At 68.3% G+C, this 18,845-nt stretch carries 12 protein-coding genes; 5 read left to right on the forward strand and 7 right to left on the reverse strand.

Annotated features, from left to right (window positions below; translation table 11 throughout):
- Nucleotides 1-19: 19 nt before the first annotated feature.
- The 3 genes from DSC_RS15235 to DSC_RS15245 form a co-directional block, all read right to left on the reverse strand.
- On the reverse strand, nucleotides 20-3,475 hold the full coding sequence (locus DSC_RS15235) for a PAS domain-containing hybrid sensor histidine kinase/response regulator (protein WP_043290779.1): 3,456 nt from the start codon (nucleotides 3,473-3,475) through the stop codon (nucleotides 20-22).
- Nucleotides 3,476-3,655: 180 nt separating this feature from the next.
- The gene (locus DSC_RS15240; RefSeq protein ID WP_043291503.1) at nucleotides 3,656-4,939 is read right to left on the reverse strand and encodes a sensor histidine kinase; all 1,284 of its coding nucleotides are present in this window, start codon (nucleotides 4,937-4,939) and stop codon (nucleotides 3,656-3,658) included.
- Nucleotides 4,929-5,624 carry a response regulator transcription factor gene (locus DSC_RS15245; RefSeq protein WP_014162105.1) on the reverse strand — a complete coding sequence of 232 codons (696 nt, stop codon included), beginning with the start codon at nucleotides 5,622-5,624 and terminating at the stop codon, nucleotides 4,929-4,931. The genes DSC_RS15240 and DSC_RS15245 overlap by 11 nt, the downstream gene beginning before the upstream one ends.
- A gap of 229 nt (nucleotides 5,625-5,853) precedes the next feature.
- Between DSC_RS15245 and DSC_RS15250 the strand changes: the two genes are divergently transcribed.
- Both DSC_RS15250 and DSC_RS15255 read left to right on the forward strand, forming a co-directional pair.
- A complete protein-coding gene (locus DSC_RS15250) occupies nucleotides 5,854-6,582 on the forward strand; it encodes a phosphatase PAP2 family protein (protein WP_014162106.1) in 729 nt (242 codons plus the stop codon).
- A complete protein-coding gene (locus DSC_RS15255; protein WP_014162107.1) occupies nucleotides 6,579-8,273 on the forward strand; it encodes a phosphoethanolamine transferase in 1,695 nt (564 codons plus the stop codon). Before DSC_RS15250 ends, DSC_RS15255 begins: the two co-directional genes overlap by 4 nt.
- Nucleotides 8,274-8,880: 607 nt before the next feature.
- On the opposite strand, the gene zapE is transcribed toward DSC_RS15255, so the two are convergent.
- The 4 genes from zapE to DSC_RS15275 form a co-directional block, all read right to left on the reverse strand.
- Entirely contained in the window at nucleotides 8,881-9,999 is a 1,119-nt protein-coding gene (zapE, locus tag DSC_RS15260; RefSeq protein ID WP_014162108.1) for a cell division protein ZapE, read from the reverse strand.
- Nucleotides 9,996-10,664 (reverse strand): alpha/beta hydrolase, encoded by a 669-nt coding sequence (locus DSC_RS15265; RefSeq protein ID WP_014162109.1) that lies wholly within the window; start codon nucleotides 10,662-10,664, stop codon nucleotides 9,996-9,998. The genes zapE and DSC_RS15265 overlap by 4 nt, the downstream gene beginning before the upstream one ends.
- A gap of 147 nt (nucleotides 10,665-10,811) precedes the next feature.
- Nucleotides 10,812-12,473: an MFS transporter gene (locus DSC_RS15270; RefSeq protein WP_014162110.1), complete on the reverse strand. Its 1,662-nt coding sequence runs from the start codon at nucleotides 12,471-12,473 to the stop codon at nucleotides 10,812-10,814.
- Between the two features lie 12 nt (nucleotides 12,474-12,485).
- On the reverse strand, nucleotides 12,486-13,901 hold the full coding sequence (locus DSC_RS15275; protein ID WP_043290781.1) for a DcaP family trimeric outer membrane transporter: 1,416 nt from the start codon (nucleotides 13,899-13,901) through the stop codon (nucleotides 12,486-12,488).
- A gap of 252 nt (nucleotides 13,902-14,153) precedes the next feature.
- Here DSC_RS15275 and acs point away from each other — a divergent pair, with 252 nt between their 5' ends.
- The 3 genes from acs (at nucleotide 14,154) to aceK (ending at nucleotide 18,768) form a co-directional block, all read left to right on the forward strand.
- Nucleotides 14,154-16,097, forward strand: coding sequence for an acetate--CoA ligase (gene acs, locus DSC_RS15280; protein ID WP_014162112.1), 1,944 nt, complete (start codon nucleotides 14,154-14,156; stop codon nucleotides 16,095-16,097).
- A gap of 143 nt (nucleotides 16,098-16,240) precedes the next feature.
- Entirely contained in the window at nucleotides 16,241-16,909 is a 669-nt protein-coding gene (locus DSC_RS15285) for a response regulator transcription factor (protein WP_014162113.1), read from the forward strand.
- A gap of 149 nt (nucleotides 16,910-17,058) precedes the next feature.
- On the forward strand, nucleotides 17,059-18,768 hold the full coding sequence (aceK, locus tag DSC_RS15290; RefSeq protein WP_014162114.1) for a bifunctional isocitrate dehydrogenase kinase/phosphatase: 1,710 nt from the start codon (nucleotides 17,059-17,061) through the stop codon (nucleotides 18,766-18,768).
- The last annotated feature ends 77 nt before the right edge of the window (nucleotides 18,769-18,845 follow it).

Genomic DNA, 18,845 nt, shown 5'->3' on the forward strand with positions numbered 1-18,845 from the left:
CGGATTGGCGCGGCGCCATTCAGCTCCCGGGCGGGCTGCGGTCGCTGTGCGCGGCCAGGAACGAACGCAGCGACGCCGGCTTGACCGGCTTGGTCAACAGCCGGTAGCCGCGCGCGCGCGCCTCGACCTTCAGCTCGTCGCGCCCGTCGGCGGTGAGCAGCGCGCCGGCGATCGGGCCGGGGCTGGCGTCACGCAACGCATCGAGCGTATCCAGCCCTTCCAGGCGGTCATGCAGATGGTAGTCGACCAGCATCACCGCCGGACCTTCGGCCACCTGCTCCAGGGCGGCATCGACGGTGCTGGCGGTGATCACCTCCACGCCCCAGCGGCTGAGCAGCATGCGCATGCCATCCAGGATTTCCTGGTCGTTGTCCACGCACAGTACCTTCAGTCCCCCGAGCGAGTCGCTCACCGGTGCACGCCGCCGGCGCACCACCGGCTCGCTGATCTGGGCCGCGCGTGGCACGGTGATGGAGAACATGCTGCCCTTGCCGACGTTGCTGCGCGCATCCAGCGGCGCGTCGAGCACGCGCGAGATGCGCTGGCAGATCGACAGGCCCAGGCCCAGGCCCTGCTCACCCCAGTCGAAGGGCTGCTGGTAGCGCTGGAATTCCTCGAAGATCTGGCGCATGTGCTGCGGCGGGATGCCTGGTCCGGTGTCCCACACCTGCAGTTCCAGCAGCCGCCCGCGCCCGCGCATGCCCAGCACGATCCGGCCCGAGCGGGTGTAGCGCAGCGCGTTGGCGACGAAGTTCTGCAACACTCGGCGCAGCAGCCGGCGATCGCTGCGCACCGGCGCGCTGGCAGGCGCGTGCACGCGCAGCTGCAGGCCGCGGCTGGCCGCCACCGGTGCGTACTGGGCGGCCAGCTCGCGCAGCACTTCGGCCGCGTCGAAGTCGCTCAGCTCGGCGCGCAGGCGGTTGGCGTCCATGCGCGAGACATCCAGCAGCCCGTCCAGCAGCTCCTCGGCCGCGCGCAGCGAGGCATCCACGCGCTCGGCCAGGCGCACCTGCTCGGCCGCATCGCCGCCGCTTTCGCGCAGCGCCGAGGTGAACAGCCTTGCCGCATTGAGCGGCTGCAGCACGTCATGGCTGATCGCGGCCAAGAAGCGTGTCTTGGACTGCTGCGCGGCCTCGGCCTCGCGCGAGCGCTCGGCCACCCGCTGCTCCAGGGTCTCGTTGGATTCCAGCAGTGCCATCTCCACGCGCTTGAATTCGGTCACATCGTTGTAGCTGGTCACGTAGCCGCCGCCGGGCAGCGCCTGGCCGCGCAGCTCGATCACCTGGCCGTCGCTGCGCACCCGTTCGAACACGTGCGGCGTGCCGGCGCGCATGTAGCCGATGCGCTTGTCGATCTGTTCCTCCACCTCGCCGGCACCCAGCTCGCCCTTGAGCGCGTTGTAGCGGATCAGGTCGGCCACCGGCCGGCCGACGTAGAGCATGCCCTCCGGGTAGCCGAACATGGTCTGGTAGCGGCGGTTCCAGGCCACCAGGCGCATCTCGTGGTCGACCACGCTGACCCCGGAGCTGATGTTCTCCAGGGTGGAGGAAAGGATCTCGCGGTTGAAACGCAGTTCCTGCCCGGCCTCGTCCAGCACCGCCACCACTTCGCCCAGCTCCATGCCCGAGCCGCGCAGCACGCTGGTCAACACCAGCCGCGCCGAGGCCGCGCCAATGGCCGAGGCCAGCAGGCGCTCGGTGAACTGGACCCAGGCGCGGTCGGCGCTGGCATCGGGCTTGAGTTCGCGCCCCAGCTCGTTGGCCTGCTCGGCGAAGGCACGCACCGCGTGGCGCTCGCCGACCACGCGCTGGGCCAGCGAGACCAGGTCGGACACGCGCACGCTCCCGCCCGGCCACGGGCTTGCGATCAGCGCACGCCGCTGGGCGTACGGGTCCAGAAACGGCACGATCCGCAGGCGTTCATCCAGGCTGGGCCGCCAGCGCGCCGAGACGATCATCATCGTGCCGGCATTGAGCAGCAGCGACCAGAACGTGCCGTGGGTCAACGGGTCCCAGCCGGTCAGGTTGAACAGTTGCTGCGGACGCAGCCAGGACACCCCGAACGGCCCGGTGACCAGCCACTGCGGCCCCAACCAGCCCGAGGCCGACAGGGTCGGCAGCAGCAGGGTATAGCCCCAGGTGGCAAAGCCCACTGCCATGCCCAGCTCCACCCCGTGGCGGCTGGCCCCGCGCCAGTACAGCCCGCCGATCAGCCCCGGTGCGAACTGCGCCACCGCGGCGAAGGCGATCAGGCCGTAGCTGGCCAGGGTACTGCCACCGTCGCTGTTGCGGTGGTAGGCGAAGGCGCACAGCGCCAGCGCCACGATGGTCACCCGGCGGATCCACAGGACCCGGGTGGCCATGTCGGCCGCGTCGTGGCGCTCGCCCCAGCCACGGCGCAGCAGCAGCGGCATCACCAGATCATTGCTGACCATGGTGGCCAGGGCGATGCTGGCCACGATCACCATGCCGGTGGCCGCCGAAAAGCCACCGATGTAGGCGGCGATGGCCAGGCCCTCGCGGCCAAGCGCCAGCGGCAGTGCCAGCACATAGGTATCGCCGGCCTGCGCGCCGGACCCGCCGAACAATTCCGCGCCAGCCGTGGCGATGGGCACCACCATCGCCGAGATCACCACCAGGTAGGCGCCGAACATCCAGCGCGCGCGGCGCACGTCGCCCACCTCGCCGCATTCGACCACCGCCACGTGGAACTGGCGCGGCAGGCAGATGATGGCCAGGAATCCGAGCAGGGTCTGGGTCAGCAATCCCACCGGCGGGGCGTTATGGAACAGGGTCAGCACCGACTCGCCCAGCGCATGCCCGCCCGTGCCCAGCCACTGCCAGGCGAACACACCCACCGCGGTGATCACCACCAGCTTGACCACCGACTCCATGGCAATGGCCAGCATCATGCCGTGGTGGTGTTCGGTCGCATCGACCTGGCGGGTGCCGAACAGGGCCGCGAACAGCGCCATCAGCAGCGCCACGTACAGCGCCGGGTCGTGCAGGAAGCCGGCGGCCTGCGGGTTGTACCCGGTCAGCACGCCCAGGCTCATCGCCACCGCCTTGTACTGCAGCGCCAGGTAGGGGATCACCCCGACCAGCGCGATCACCGTGACCAGGGCCGCCAGCCGGCGCGAGCGTCCGTAGCGCGAAGAAATGAAATCGGCGATGGAGACCGTGTTCTGGCTGCGCGCCGCCAGCGCCAGGCGTTCGATGATGCGCCAGCCGAACGCCAGCATCAGCAGCGGCCCAAGGTAGATCGGCAGGTAGCCGATGCCGTTGCGCACTGCACTGCCGACCGCGCCATAGAAGGTCCACGACGAGCAGTACACCGCCAGCGCCAGCGAATAGATCGCCGGGCGCAGCCAGCGCCGGTTGGGATACAGCGGATGGCGGTCGCCGAACCATGCGATGCCGAACAGCAGCACCGCATAGCCGACTGAAATGCCCAGCAACAGCCAACCTGAAATCATTGCCTTTCCCGGACCTCGCACGCACGTGACGCGGCGCGCCAGGGGCACCGCATGCAGCCCTGGAGTTTACCCGCGTGCCGCAGGCACGGCTTCCCGCTTTCCCCGGTTTCGGGGGCAGGCCGAACCTGCCCGGCCGGGACATTCCCGGTCATCGGGCGAACGGCAGCGCTGCAGGCTCGGCTACAGGCCTTCGGCCGGTGCCAGGCGCAGCCGGGCAACGGTGCCGCGGCCCGGCTCGGAGTCGATCCGCAGTTGCCAGCCCAGGTGCTCGCACAGGCGCGCGATCAGGTCCAGGCCGATGCCGCCGCCGTCGCGGCCGCCGCCGCCGCGGGCCAGACGCCCGTAGACCTCGCTGATTTCCTCCGGCGACATGCCATGGCCGGGATCGCGGATGATCACGGTGGCATCGGCGGTCAGGCCGACCTCGATCCGGCCCCGGTCGCTGTTCTCCACCGCGTTGCGCAGCAGGTTGCCGATCGCGGCCTGGACCATGGCCACCGGCGCGCGGATCACGCAGGCAGGCAGCGGCGCCAGCACGATCTCCAGGTCGCGACCTTCGGTGAGGTGGCGGTGATCGGCCACCACCGCCGGCAGCAGTTCGTCCAGGGCCACCATGTCGGCGCTGCCGGCCAGGCGCGCCGGATCCTTGGCCAGCGCCAGCAGCAGCGCGATCAGCTGTTCGACGTTGCGCGCGGTGCGGCGCACGCGCAGCAGCGGCTGGCGCGCGGCCACCGGCAGGTCGGGCTGCTCCAGGGCCAGTTCGTTGGCGCCGGCGATCACCGCCACCGGCGTGCGCAGCTCATGGCTGGCACTGTCGATGAAGGCGCGTTCGCGTTCGACGAAACGGGCGTTGCGCTCCAGGTAGTCGTTGAACGCCGCGCCGATCACCTGCAGTTCCTCGCTGGCGTCCTCGGCCACCTGGATGCGGGCATGGCCCATGTCCGGGCGTAGCCCGGCAATCTGGTCGGCCATCGCGCCCAGCGGCCGCACCGCGCGCCCCAGGCCCCAGGCCATGAGCAGGCCGAACACGGCAATGGCCACCGCCGCGGCGCCCACCGTGCCCAGGGTCACCCAGCCTTCCACGCCTTCGAAACGGGTCAGATCCAGGGCCAGCGCCAGCCGCCCCAGCGGCGTGTCTTCCACCAGCACCACGTGCTCCACGCCATCGATGGAAAAGTCATCGTGCAGCCCGGGCTTGAGCGCGGCCAGTTTGGTCGGCACGTCCGGATCGGTATTCAGGAAATACAGGCGCTCGGCCGGATCGTCGATCCAGTTGTAGCCCGGGTCGGCCTGCCGCCGTTCGACGAAATGCTGCAGGTCCGAGCGCATCAGCGAGCGCCACACCTGGCGCTCGGCGTGTTCGTTGACCACCTCGCCGCCCAGCACCACCGCGCCGGTGACCACCACCAGGTACACCAGCGCCCAGCGCAGCAGGCGCTTGCGCAGCGAGATCCTACGCGCCATCGGCAGCGACATCACCGGTCAGCAGCCGGTAACCGACCCGCGGCAGGGTCTGGATCAGCTTGGTCTGGAACGGGCCATCGACGCTGCGCCGCAGTTCGTAGATGTGCGAACGCAGCATGTCGCCGTCGGGTGGCTCATCGCCCCACAGCGCGTATTCCAGGCGCTGGCGGGTGACCGCGGCCGGGCTGGCCTGCATCAGCACTTCCAGCAGCTTGCGGCAGGCCGGGTACAGGTGCAGCGGCTGGCCGGCGCGGGTGGCTTCCAGGGTGGACAGGTCCAGGGTCAGGTCGGCCACCTGCAGCACGCGCCGGCGGTTGCGGCCGTTGGCGCGGGCCAGCAGTGCCTCCAGCCGCACTTCCAGTTCCTGCATGGCAAAGGGTTTGGTGAGGTAGTCGTCGGCGCCGGTGCGGAAACCGTCGATCTTGTCGGGCAGTTCATCGCGCGCGGTGAGCATGATCACCGGCACGATGCTGCCGTACTCGCCGCGCAGCCGGCGCAGCACTTCGCGCCCGTCCATGCGCGGCAGCATCCAGTCCAGCAGCACCGCGTCGAAGACCTGGGTCGTGGCCAGGTGCAGGCCGGTAACGCCATCGGGGGCGGCATCCAGGGCGTGGCCGCGCGATTCGAAGTAATCGAACAGATTGGCCACCAGGTTGCGGTTGTCCTCGATCACCAGCAGGCGCATGGCCGTGCTTCCTCAAATGCCTCGGATGGCCGCAGCGCAGTCGCGATCGCCATGGATGGGCGCGTATGGTTGGGATGCCGTTGTCGGAATGGTGTTGGATGCGCGGCCATGCACATTCTCCCATAGCCACCGGCGGCTGAACGGTTAAATCCAGCCAACCTCGCTCCGACGAAGCTCCGACGGTGCAGGCCCGAGCATCCGCGCCGTTCCCGTGATGCGTGCGCCTTCAATGCAGATGCCTGCCACCAGACTTCTCCGCGTTCGCGCCGCCGCGCGCCTGCGTCCTGACCTGCTGCTGTGGGGCCCGCTGGGTGCGGCCATCGCGGCCATCGCCTTGTTGCAGGGCGCCGGCGCAGACCGGTGGCTGGCCGACCAGCTGTATGCGCTCGAAGGGGGCCGCTGGGCCCTGCAGCACGCCTGGTTCACCGAGGACCTGGTTCACCGTTGGGGCAAGCGGCTGGATATCCTCGCCTGGCTGGTGATGGCGTGCACGCGCATGGTGCTCGCACGCGATGCCGGCAAGCGCGCCTGGTGGCGGCCCCTGGACTACCTGCTGGTGGCCACGCTGACCGGTCCGCTGATGGTGTCCTGGCTGAAGTCCTGGACTGCTGTCGACTGCCCCTGGGACCTGGTCCGCTACGGCGGCAGCCATCCGTACGTGGAATTGCTGCAGCCTCGTCCGGCCGGCCATGGCCCCGGCCAGTGCTTTCCTGCCGGCCACGCCAGCGCCGGCTATGGCTGGCTGGCGCTGTTCTTCGGCCTGGGCGCGCTGGATCGCCGCTGGGGCTGGATCGGCCTGGGCATCGCGCTCGGGGTGGGCCTGGTGTTCGGCATCAGCCAGCAGCTGCGCGGCGCGCATTTTCTCTCCCACGACGTGGCCTCGGCGGCGGTGTGCTGGCTCATGGCCTGGGTCTGCGCACGGCTGATGCTGCCGCGCCAGCCGGCGGTCAAGGCATGAGCGCCGACCTGCCCATGCCGCGCAAGCGGCCCGGCGCCGACGTGCCACATCTGGCGGCGCGGCTGCGGCAGCCGCCGCGCCTGAGCAGCGAAATGCTGGTGCTGCTGGCCAGCCTGTATTTCGCCGTCTTCAGCAATGTCCGTTTCTGGTCGGCCGCCATCACCGCACCCGCCCAGCAATGGCCGATGGCCATCTCGCTGTTGGTCTTGCTGGTCGGCCTGCACGCGCTGTTGCTGGGCCTGCTGGTCAACCGCTGGACCGCCAAGCCGCTGTTGAGCGTGATCGTGCTGGTGACCGCCGCGGCCTCGCACTTCATGCAGGCCTTTGGCCTGTACCTGGACGCGGACATGGTGCGCAACGTGCTGGCCACCGACCCGCGCGAATCGTCCGAACTGATGACCTGGTCGCTGCTGGCACCGCTGCTGCTGGCGGCCATCCCGGTGGCGCTGCTGTGGCGCGTGGAGCTGGTCGGCCGACCTTTGAAGAAGGCTTTGGGCGCGCGCGTCCTGCTGCTGGGCGGTGCCCTGGCCGCCAGCACCGTGGCGGCGGTGGCCGGCTACCAGCCGCTGGCCGCGCTGATGCGCAACCAGCATGACCTGCGCTACCTGGCCACCCCGGGCAACTGGATGCTCTCGCTGGGCAAGGTGGCCTTCGCCAGCCCGCCCGGCCCGAAGAAGCCCAAGCTGCCCATCGGCACCGACGCGGTCCAGGTCGCCGCGCGCCCGGCCGGGGCCAGGCCGCGACTGTTGGTGATCGTGGTCGGCGAAACCGCGCGGGCGCAGAACTGGGGCTTGGGCGGCTACGCCCGCGACACCACCCCGGAGCTGCGCCAAGCCGGCGTGATCAACTTCACCGACACCAGCGCCTGCGGCACCGCCACCGAGGTCTCGTTGCCGTGCATGTTTTCGCCGTGGGGCCGCCACGACTACGACGAGAAGAAGATCCGCGCCCACCAGTCGCTGTTGCATGTGCTGGACCATGCCGGCATCGGCGTGGTCTGGCGCGACAACCAGGCTGGCTGCAAGGGCGTATGCGAGGGGCTGCCGATGCAGTCGGTGACCGACGCGAAGGACCCGCAGCTGTGCAACGACCAGCGCTGCTGGGACCAGATCCTGCTCAAGGACCTGGACGGGGCGCTGGCCATGGCCAAGACCACGGGCGGGGACAAGGTCCTGGTCCTGCACATGTTGGGCAACCACGGACCCAGCTATTACGACCGCTACCCGCCGCAGTTCGCCCGCTTCACGCCTGCCTGCCAGGTGCCTGACCTGGGCCGCTGTTCGCGCCAGGAGATCGTCAACGCCTACGACAATGCCTTGCGCTACACCGATCATGTGCTGGCCAGCGCCATCGGCGCGTTGGCCAGGCGCACCGAGGTGGACAGCGCGCTGGTGTACCTGTCCGACCACGGCGAATCACTGGGCGAGAAGGGCCTGTTCCTGCACGGCGTGCCCTACGCCATCGCCCCGCGCGAACAGACCCACGTGCCGATGGTGATGTGGTTCGGCGACCGCTTCGCCCGCGACGAGGGCCTGGACCTGCAGTGCCTGCGCCAGCGCGCCACCCGGCCCACCAGCCACGACAACCTGTTTCCCTCGGTGCTGGGCCTGCTGGACGTGAAGACCTCGCTGTACGACGCCTCGCGGGATCTGTTCGCACCGTGCCGTGCGGCGGCGGCAACCCACGCCTGAGCTGTTGCCCTGAGCTGTTGCCCTGAGCTGTTGCCCTGAGCTGTTGCCCTGAGCTGTTGCCCTGAGCTGTTGCCCTGAGCTGTTGCCCTGAGCTGTTGCCCTGAGCTGTTGGCCTGAGCTGCTGCTTGTGCTGTTGCTTGTGCTGTTGCTTGTGCCGTTGCCGTTGCCGTTGCCGTTGCCGTTGCCGTGAGCTTTACCTGACCGAGCCGTAAAGCGAGCCGAGCATCGCAGGAAGGCAGGGCCGAAGAGGCGCCCTTGTCTGAGCGAAGCGAGTTTGGGCGCCGTCCCTGAAAGGGGATAAATGCCCCGCCTTCCGAGAAGCGCAGGGGACCGCCGCGCAGCGGCGGATCGCGTTTTCAATCCCCTTTTTGGGACCGGCGAGAAGCGGTTTTGGCTACTCTTGCCAAGACAAAAGTAGCTCGCGCCGCGAAGCGGCGTGAAAGCCTTTGCTTCTGATCTTGGTGTGCGTTGAGTGTCCCCGCTAAGACCGCGCAAGCCATTCAAGCAGGATCAAAGGATTTCGCACCCTTCGGGCATGGACTTCCTTTTCTCGCGGCAAGAGGAATCTCAGTCAAATCAACAACAACAGACCGAAGCCTGCGCCGCATCAACCCAGGTGCGGCGTCCCCAGGTACTGCGCACTCTGCATCTCGATCAATCGCGACGCCGTGCGCTCGAACGCACCGGCCAGGCGGCTGCCGCTGTACAGCGCGGTCGGTGCAGCGGCGGCGGTGCACACCAGCTTGACCTGGCGGTCGTACACCTCGTCGATCAGGTTGACGAAGCGGCGCGCGGCATCCTCGTTGTGGCGATCGAAGGTCGGGATGGCGCCCACCAGCAGCGTGTCGAATTCGCGCGCCAGCTCGATGTAGTCGGTGGTCGAGCGCGGGCCTTCGCACAGGGCCGAAAAATCGAACCAGGCCAGGCCCCGGCAGCGTCCGCGCAGCGCGATCCTGCGACCGTCGATCTCGATCTGCCCGGCCTGCGCCGGTACGCCGGCCAGTTCCAGCCAGCGCTGGCCCAGCCAGGCGTCCGCCTCGCCATCCAGCGGCGCGCGGTACACCGGCGAACGGGTCAGCGTGCGCAGCCGATAGTCCTGCTGGCCCTCGGCGTGCAGCACCACACAGTACTTCTGCAGCGCGGCGATGGCCGGCAGGAAACGCTCGCGCTGCAGGCCGTCCTTGTAGAGGTTTTCCGGCGCGGTGTTGGAGGTGGTCACCAGGGTCACGCCCTGGGCGAACAGCCGCTCCAGCAGCCGCCCCAGCAGCATCGCATCGCCGATGTCGGTGACGAAGAATTCGTCGAGCACCAGCACCCGCAGCGAATCCTTCCAGTCTTGGGCGATGCGTGCCAGCGGATCGCTCTGGCCGGCATGCGCGCGCAGCCTGTCGTGGATCTGGCGCATGAACCGGTGGAAATGCGTGCGCCGCTTCTGCCTGACCGGCAGCCCGTCGTAGAACAGGTCGACCAGGAAGGTCTTGCCACGGCCCACACCGCCCCACAGATACAGTCCGGGCACGGCCTGCGGCTTCTTCCAGAAGGCCGAAAGCCGATCCAGGAAGCCGTCCTGCTCGCCCTCACACAGTTCGATGTGGATGCGGTCCAGCTCGGCCAGGGCCGCGTGCTGGGCGCGGTCATCGCTCCACTTGCCTTCGCGCGCACCCTGCGCATAGCGCTGCGAAGGCAGTAGGTCAGCCTGCGCGCGGCCTGCCTGCGGTGCGTTCACGCGCTGGCTGCCGGCAGCCAGCCCTTGACCGTGTGCTGGATGGCGCCGCGCAGGTCGATCAGCTTGCGGTGGAAGAAGTGGCCGGTGTCGGGCATGCGCACCAGCGTGTGCGGCGCGTCGAGGCCGTCGAGCCAGTCGACCACCGCCTGCGGATCGACGATCTCATCATCGTTGCCCTGCACCACCAGCCAGCGCGACGGCGGCTGCACATCATCGAAGTCCCACTCGCGCCCGACCGGCGGGGCGATGGACACCAGTACCTGCGGCCGCAGCGCGGCGCTGGCCTTCAGGGTCACATAGGCGCCGAAACTGAAGCCCACCAGCCACAGCGCCGCCTCGGGCCGCTGGGTGCGCACCCAGGCCACCACCGCGGCCAGGTCGTCCTGCTCGCCGACGCCGTTGTCGAACGCGCCGGCCGAGCGGCCGACGCTGCGAAAGTTGAAGCGCACGGTGGCCAGGCCAAGCTCGCGCAGCGCGCGCGCGGCCATGGTCACGACCTTGTTGTGCAGGCTGCCGCCCTCGGTGGACAGCGGATGGCAGACCACCGCCACGGCCGGAACCGGCGCCACGTCGGGATCGGGCAGGTCCACCGCCGTTTCCAGCGCGCCGGCGGGGCCGTCCAGCAACAGGGTGGTCGATTCAGTGGGGAAGGCATGGGTCGGCATGGCGCCATGATAACCCCCGCTTCGCGCGCGGCCTGCCCCTGGCAACCTCGTCAAATCGCATAAACACCGACGCCGGCCCCACGGGACCGGCGTCGGTGTGGGCTGGCGAATCTCGCCCCGGCCCGTGGCGCCCCTCCCAGGGATGGCTTACTTGGTGATGTCCACGCCCCGGGTCTCGCGCAGGAAGATCCCCCCGATCACCACCGTCATCAAGGCAACGCCGATGGGATACCACAGGCCGTAGTACATGTTGCCGGTCGCCGCGACCAGGCTGAAGGAAATCGTGGGCAGGAAGCCGCCGAACCAGCCATTGCCGATGTGGTATGGCAGCGACATCGAGGTGTAACGGATCCGGGTGGGGAACAGTTCCACCAGCCAGGCCGCGATCGGCCCGTAGACCATGGTCACGAAGATCGCCAGCACAAACAGCACCGCGATGACCATCGGCTTGTTCATGCGCGCCGGGTCTGCTTTTTCAGGGTAGCCGGCAGTGGTCAGAGTGGACTTGAGCTGCTTGGTGAAGGCCTCGCTGTTGGCCTTGGTTTCTTCCTTGCTCAAGCCGCCGCCTTCGTACGAACTGATCTGCACGCTGCCCACATTCACCGTGGCCACGGTGCCGGGCGCGGCCTCGTTGATCGTGTACGGAACGCCGGCCCTGGTCAGCGCGGTGGCCGCGACATCGCAGGAGCTGGTGAAGCTCTTCCGGCCGATCGGGTCAAACTGGAAGCTGCAGGTCTGCGGGTCGGCATTGATCACCACCGGCGCACTGACACGGGCCTCTTCGATCGCCGGGTTGGCGTAGTGGGTCAGCGCCTTGAACAGCGGGATGTAGCACAGTGCGGCCAGCAGGCAGCCGCCCAGGACGATGCCCTTGCGGCCGATCCTGTCCGAGAGCCAGCCGAAGAACAGGAAGAACGGCGTGGCCAGTGCCAGGCTCCCGGCAATCATCAGGTTGCCGGTCGTGGGGTCGACCTTCAGCGCCTGGGTCAGGAAGAACAGCGTGTAGAACTGGCCGCCGTACCAGACCACGGCCTGGCCGGCGGTGGCGCCCAGGAGCACCAGCAGCATCAGCTTGAAGTTGCCGCCCTTGAGGCTGTCGCGGAACGGCTGCTTGGACCCCTTGCCCTCGGACTGCATCTGCTGGAACAGTGGTGACTCGCTCAGCTGCAGGCGGATCCACACCGACACGCCCAGCAGCACGATCGAGACCAGGAACGGAATGCGCCAACCCCAGTCCTCGAACGCTTCATTACCCAGCGCAGTGCGGCAGGCCAGGATGATCAGCAGCGACAGGAACAGGCCAACGGTGGCCGTGCACTGGATGAAGCTGGTGTAGAAGCCACGCTTGTTGACCGGCGCGTGTTCGGCCACGTAGGTCGCCGCGCCCCCGTACTCGCCGCCCATCGCCAGACCCTGGGCCAGGCGCAGCACGATCAGGATCACCGGCGCGGCCGCACCAATGGCGGCGTAGGACGGCAGCACGCCCACCAGGAAGGTGGACAGGCCCATGATCAGGATCGTGACCAGGAAGGTGTATTTGCGGCCGATGCGGTCGCCCAGGCTGCCGAAGAAGGCCGCGCCGAAGGGCCGCACGAAAAAGCCTGCCGCAAAGGCCAGCAGGGCGAAGATGAAGCCGGTGGTTTCGTTGACGCCGCTGAAGAACTGCTTGGCGATGATCGCCGCCAGCGAGCCGTACAGGAAGAAGTCGTACCACTCGAAGACCGTGCCGAGGCTGGACGCGATAATGACGCGCTTGTGCCCGGAAGTCAGCGCGCCCGAGACGGGCTGGGAGGAAGCAGTCGTTGACATGAGGTTCTCCGGTTAGAAGCTGTATTTCACGGACGTATGGATGCGCTTGAAGTCGCCGGACCGGTCGTCTTCAAGCTGACGCTGGCCCCAGCTGAGCTCGGCGCCCAGATCGAGCTTGGGATACGGCGAATAGATCACGTTGGCGTGCCAGGACTGGGCGCGTTCGGTCACCCCGTAGCCGGTGTATTCCACATCGTTGTCCAGTAGGGCCTGCGCGTAGTACAGGTTGGTGCGCACCTTGGGCGAGAACAGATGGCGCCAGGCCACCCAGCCGCCGTAGCCGTCCTGTGCATGCAGGTCGTTGTCGGCATCGACCACGGTGTCCGGTCCCAGGCCCAGGGCCATGTAGCGGCCAATGCCCTTGCCGCCGTTGACCTGGTAGCGCAGGTCGTCGGCCTTGCCCAGGTTGAATTTGCCGGCCACGCTCAGCGCAGCGCCGTTGTCGGTTTCGTCCTGGTACTTGAACTGGCGCAGCAGCGCGGCCACGCTGAACAGGCCCCAGTCGCCCTTGGTCTGCCACTTGGCGGTCAGGTCCGGCAGGCTGCTGTCGCCGGAGTTGGAGCGCACCCCGGTCCGATACGCACCCATCGTGGTCTGCGGGTTTTCCAGCGCCACCGAGAAGCCACCGTTGGTATAGCGCAACTGCGCCTGGCGCACGAAGATCACCCCGTCAGTCGGCCCCAGGAAGTCCACTGCGTCGGGCAGCACTTCGGCATTCATGAAGTTGGACCAGGTCTGGCCGGCCAGCCAGTGGTTCCAGCTCACGTACGCATGGCGCAGGCTCAGCGCGTAGGTGTTGGTGGAAGTCTCGTTGCCGGCGAACGTGTTGCTGCCGCCGCCGAACATGTCCGCCTCCAGGTACGCCTTGATCTTGTCGCCATTGTCGGTGACGGTGTCCATCGAGAAGTTGAAGCGCGAGAACTGCGCGTGGAAATCGGTGTAGCCATCGCCACCATCGGCGCCAGCACCGGCCACCGGGATCGCCGCTGGCACATAGAACAGGCGTCCGGCCGATCCGTCGACGATGCGGCCGTCGGAGGTGTCGGTGTACATGCCGTCCATCTTGATGAAGCCACCAAAGGTGAAGGTGGTATTGGGCATGGCCCCGGCCATGATCGACTGCGCCTGGATCGGCTGCTTGCCGGCCGGGACCTTGGCCACACGGGTGCGCACCTCGTCCAGCTGGGTCTGGGTCTGACTGATCTGGCCTTGGGTCTGGGCGATCTGCCCTTGGGTCTGGGTGATCTGGCTGGCCTGTTGCTGTTGCGCGTTGAGCAAGGCCTGGACCTGCGCCTCGAGCTGGGCCACGCGGGCTTCGAGCTCTTTCTCCTTCCTTGTCTGAGCCAGGGCCGCTGCGGGCACCAGCAGGGCAACCAACATCGCGACTGCAAGTGGTCGGCGCGACAACGATGCTAGGTTTGTGCTCATTTCCCCTCTCCCAGGAAGTCCACCCATGTGCGTCGGATCTGCCCCCTCAGAGCGCACCATGGCAGAGTGCGGGGTACGTGATGGCGCTCACCATTCCCCTTTGGTCGAAACGCGCACCCTTTAAGACCAAGGTCTAACGGGCCTGTCGGGCAGCGTAAACCGTGGATCGGTCAAACTTCCTGTCCCCGCGTCGCGGCCGGTTTTTCGATGTCCGGCCCGCTCATTGGCAACACGTTCCACCAAGGAGGCTCCATGTCCGATCTGTATCCCGTCGATCCTGCATTCGCCCGCCAGGCCCGGGTCGATGCCGCGACCTATGCCCGCGACTACAAGGCCTCCATCGAGCAGCCCGAGGCGTTCTGGAAGCAGGTGGCGCAGCGGCTGGACTGGATCAAGGCGCCGACCCGGATCAAGGACGTGAGCTTCGATGTGGATGACTTCCACATCCAGTGGTTCGCCGATGGCGAACTCAACGCCAGCGTCAACTGCCTGGACCGCCAGCTGGAGGCGCGCGGCGACAAGATCGCGCTGCTGTTCGAACCGGACAGTCCCGACAGCGAGAGCTACGGCGTCACCTATCGCCAGCTGCATGCGCGCGTGTGCCGGCTGGCCAACGCGCTGCGCAGCCTGGGCGTGGCCAAGGGCGACCGGGTCACCATCTACCTGCCGATGATTCCCGATGCGGCCGTGGCGATGCTGGCCTGCGCCCGGATCGGCGCGGTCCATTCGGTGGTGTTCGGCGGTTTTGCGCCCAATTCCATCGCCGACCGGGTCGCCGACTGCGCCAGCAAGCTGATCATCACCGCCGACGAGGGCCTGCGCGGCTCCAGGAAGATCCCGCTCAAGGCCAACGTCGATGCCGCACTGAAGCTGCCCGGCACCAGCTCGGTGGAGACGGTGCTGGTGGTGCGCCACACCGGTGGCCCGGTCGACATGCAGGCCCCGCGCGACCGCTGGTTTCACGACGTGGTCGACAGCCAGCCGGACACCTGCGAGCCGGAGCGCATGAACGCCGAGGATCCGCTGTTCATCCTCTACACCTCCGGTTCGACCGGCAAGCCCAAGGGCGTGCTGCATACCACCGGCGGCTACCTGCTGTGGGCTGCGTACACGCACGAGCTGGTCTTCGACCTGAAGGAAGACGACATCTACTGGTGCACCGCCGACGTGGGCTGGGTCACCGGCCACAGCTACATCGTCTACGGCCCGCTGGCCAATGGCGCGACCTCGCTGGTCTTCGAAGGGGTGCCCAGCTATCCGGACAATTCGCGCTTCTGGCAGGTGGTGGACAAGCACAGGGTCAGCCTGTTCTACACCGCGCCCACCGCGATCCGCGCGCTGATGCGCGAGGGCGATGGCCCGGTCAGGAAGACCTCGCGCAAGACCCTGCGCGTGCTGGGCACGGTCGGCGAGCCGATCAATCCCGAAGCCTGGCGCTGGTACTACGAGGTGGTGGGCGACAGCCGCTGCCCGATCGTGGACACCTGGTGGCAGACCGAAACCGGCGGCCACATGATCACCCCGCTGCCCGGTGCCACCGCGCTCAAGCCGGGCTCGGCCACGGTGCCGTTCTTCGGTGTGCAGCCGGCCGTGGTGGATGCCAACGGGGTCGAGCTGGAAGGCCAGGCCGAGGGCAACCTGGTGATCAAGGACTCCTGGCCGGGTCAGATGCGCACGGTCTACGGCGACCACCAGCGCTTCATCGACACCTACTTTCGCACCTATCCGGGCACCTACTTCACCGGCGACGGCTGCCGCCGCGATGCCGATGGCTACTACTGGATCACCGGCCGGGTGGATGACGTCATCAACGTTTCCGGCCACCGGATCGGCACGGCCGAGGTGGAAAGCGCGCTGGTCTCGCATCCCAAGGTGGCCGAGGCCGCCGTGGTCGGCTTCCCGCACGACCTCAAGGGCCAGGGCATCTATGCCTATGTGACCCTGGTGGCCGGCGAGCAGCCAACCGAGGAACTGCGCAAGGAGCTGATCGCCCACGTGCGCAAGGAGATCGGGCCGATCGCCTCGCCCGACCACCTGCAGTGGGCGCCGGGCCTGCCCAAGACCCGGTCGGGCAAGATCATGCGCCGGATCCTGCGCAAGATCGCCGAGAACGCGCCGGACCAGCTGGGCGATACCTCGACCCTGGCCGACCCGTCGGTGGTCGATTCGCTGGTGTCCGAGCGCAAGGTCCGGTAGCCGGAGCGAGGGCCGTGGCCAGTGCATCGTCCAGGGCCGACCGCGTGGTCTGGCACCATGCCAAGCGTTCCCACCCGGAATCGGCATTGCCCGAGCGCGATGCCGACCCGGTGCACGACCCCTCTCCCACGACCTGCGCCTCCATGACCACACTGCTCATCGCCGACGACCATCCCCTGTTCCGGGAGGCCCTGCGCGGAGCCGTGCAACGGGTGCTGCCGGGGGTGAACCTGCACGAGGCCGCCAGTGTCGATGCGCTCTACGCCCTGGTCGAGGCCAACCCGGATGCGGACCTGCTGCTGCTGGACCTCAACATGCCCGGCGCGCATGGCTTCAACGCGCTGGTCCACCTGCGCGCCCTGCATCCGCAGCTGCCGGTGATCGTGGTGTCCGCGCGCGAGGAACCCTCGGTGATGCGCCGCGCCCTGGACCACGGCGCGATGGGCTTCATCCCCAAGTCGGTCGATTCGGACACCATCGGCGAGGCCATCGGCGCGGTGCTCGATGGCGAGCGCTGGGCGCCGGAGGAAGCCCACAACGCCCCGGCCATCGGCCGCGACGAGGCCGAAGTGGCCCAGCGCCTGCGCGATCTCACCCCGCAGCAGTTCCGGGTGCTGCAGATGCTCGGCGCCGGCCGCCTGAACAAGCAGATCGCCTACGACCTGGGCGTGTCCGAGGCCACCATCAAGGCCCACGTCACCGCCATCCTGCGCAAGCTGGGCGTGACCAACCGCACCCAGGCGGTGCTGATGGCCGGGCGCCTGTCGGTTGATCCGGACGGCCTGATCCCGCCGCCGGAAGACCAGGAATAACGCCGTGCCCTGTGGGAGCCGCTTCAGCGGCGATGGGGCCTTCCCTGCAAAGCCCCATCGCCGCTGAAGCGGCTCCCACGCAAAGGCCAGCCTTCGCGGCCACCGGATGCGCGGTACGCTTCGGCTTCACCCACCGCCCGCCGAGCTGCATGCACGACGCCAGCGCCGTCGCCTCGCTGATCGCCGAGGCCTTCGCCGACTACCACGCCCAGTTCGCCGCGATCACCCAGCGCGCGCGGCGACGGTTCGAGCAGCGCCACTGGAGCGCGGCCCGCGCCGATGCGGTCGAACGCATCGCCCTGTACGACGCCTGCATCAACGAGTGCCGGCTGCGGCTGCAGGCAGTGCTGGGCCAGCGCGCGTTCGACCGGACCCTGTGGCAGGCCATCCGCGACCATTACGCGGCCCTGATCGAGGGCCAGATCGACCGCGAGCTGTACAAGACCTTCTACAACACCCTGAGCCGGCGCTTCTTCCAGACCCGGGGCGTGGATGCGCAGATCGAGTTCGTGGCGCTGGACATCGCGCCCACCGATGCCATCACCCATCCGGTGGCGCGGCACAGCTATGCGGTCTCGCTGAAGCGGCCGACCGACACCTTCCAGCGGGTGCTGGGCGACTACGCCTTCGATGTGCCCTATGCGCATCTGACCCGCTGCGCGGCGGCCGTGGCGGTGCGCCTGCAGGACGAGCTGGCCGACTGGGGCCAGGATCCGGTGCGGGCGATCGAACTGCTGGATACCGTGTTCTACCGCGAACGCCGCGCCTACCTGGTCGGCCGGGTGCTGGGCGAATCGCGCTTCGCCCCGTGCGTGATCGCGCTGGTCAACGACGAGGCCGGCCTGCGCGTGGACGCGGTGCTGACCCGGCGTGCGGAGGTGGCCCAGCTGTTCGGCATCTCGCGCAGCTACTTCCAGGCCGACCTGCCCACGGTCGGCGATGCGGTGGTGTTCCTGCGCACGCTGCTGCCGCACAAGCCGATCGACGAGCTGTACACCGTGCTGGGCCGGGCCAAGCAGGGCAAGACCGAGCGCTTCCGCACCTTCTTCCGCCATTTCAACGAGTGCGCCCACGAGCAGCTGGTCCAGGCCGAGGGCACGCCCGGGCTGGTGATGGCAGTGTTCACCCTGCCCTCCTACCCGCTGGTGTTCAAGCTGATCCGCGACCGCTTCGCCGAATCCAAGCAGGTCACCCGCAAGGACGTGCAGGACCGCTACGCGCTGGTGTTCAGCCGCGACCGCGCCGGCCGCCTGCTCGACGCCCAGCCGTACCGTTCGCTGCGCTTCCCGGTCGCGCGCTTCGCCCCGGCGCTGCTGGCCGAGTTGCGCGACACCTGCGCCGGCAGCCTGGAGTTCGAGGGCGAGGATGTGATCATCGCCCTGTGCTACGTGCAGCGCCGGCTGCGCCCGCTCAACCTGTACCTGCGCGAGCAACCGGCCGAAGCCGCGCGCGCGGCGGTGCTGGAGTATGGCCAGGCCATCGTCGACATGGCCCGCAACAACATCTTCCCCGGTGACATGCTGCCGAAGAACTTCGGTGTGTCGCGGCACGGGCGGGTGGTGTTCTACGACTACGACGAGGTCCGGCTGATCACCGACTGCAGTTTCCGCGACTGGCCCAGGGCGCAGAATTTCGAGGAACAGATGGCCGATGAGCCGTGGTTCCAGGTCTGGCCGGGCGATGTGTTCCCCGAGCGCTTCGCCCAGTTCATGGGCTTGCCGCCGGCGCTCGCGCAGGCACTGCAGGCGGTCCATGGGCAGCTGTTCGAGCCGGGCTGGTGGCGTGCCCTGCAGGCCGAGCTGGCCCAGGGCCGCTATCCCGATACGCCGCCCTATCCGCCCGGCCTGCGCCTGGCCTGAACCGATCGCCGCGCGCGCGACCATCGTGGGCAGCGTGCACAGGACCCGCATCGCGTCATGCGGTGCGTGCGTGCGGC

The sequence above is a fragment of the Pseudoxanthomonas spadix BD-a59 genome, assembly GCF_000233915.3.
GTDB lineage: Bacteria > Pseudomonadota > Gammaproteobacteria > Xanthomonadales > Xanthomonadaceae > Pseudoxanthomonas_A > Pseudoxanthomonas_A spadix.

What these genes read in the sequence shown, in the direction of transcription:
- DSC_RS15250 (WP_014162106.1), top strand. Translation starts at nt 5,854, where the DNA reads ATGCAGATGCCTGCCACCAGACTTCTCCGCGTTCGCGCCGCCGCGCGC.
- DSC_RS15235 (WP_043290779.1), bottom strand. Translation starts at nt 3,475, where the DNA reads ATGATTTCAGGTTGGCTGTTGCTGGGCATTTCAGTCGGCTATGCGGTG.
- DSC_RS15245 (WP_014162105.1), bottom strand. Translation starts at nt 5,624, where the DNA reads ATGCGCCTGCTGGTGATCGAGGACAACCGCAACCTGGTGGCCAATCTG.
- DSC_RS15270 (WP_014162110.1), bottom strand. Translation starts at nt 12,473, where the DNA reads ATGTCAACGACTGCTTCCTCCCAGCCCGTCTCGGGCGCGCTGACTTCC.
- DSC_RS15265 (WP_014162109.1), bottom strand. Translation starts at nt 10,664, where the DNA reads ATGCCGACCCATGCCTTCCCCACTGAATCGACCACCCTGTTGCTGGAC.
- DSC_RS15255 (WP_014162107.1), top strand. Translation starts at nt 6,579, where the DNA reads ATGAGCGCCGACCTGCCCATGCCGCGCAAGCGGCCCGGCGCCGACGTG.
- DSC_RS15285 (WP_014162113.1), top strand. Translation starts at nt 16,241, where the DNA reads ATGACCACACTGCTCATCGCCGACGACCATCCCCTGTTCCGGGAGGCC.
- DSC_RS15275 (WP_043290781.1), bottom strand. Translation starts at nt 13,901, where the DNA reads ATGAGCACAAACCTAGCATCGTTGTCGCGCCGACCACTTGCAGTCGCG.
- DSC_RS15240 (WP_043291503.1), bottom strand. Translation starts at nt 4,939, where the DNA reads ATGGCGCGTAGGATCTCGCTGCGCAAGCGCCTGCTGCGCTGGGCGCTG.
- acs (WP_014162112.1), top strand. Translation starts at nt 14,154, where the DNA reads ATGTCCGATCTGTATCCCGTCGATCCTGCATTCGCCCGCCAGGCCCGG.
- aceK (WP_014162114.1), top strand. Translation starts at nt 17,059, where the DNA reads ATGCACGACGCCAGCGCCGTCGCCTCGCTGATCGCCGAGGCCTTCGCC.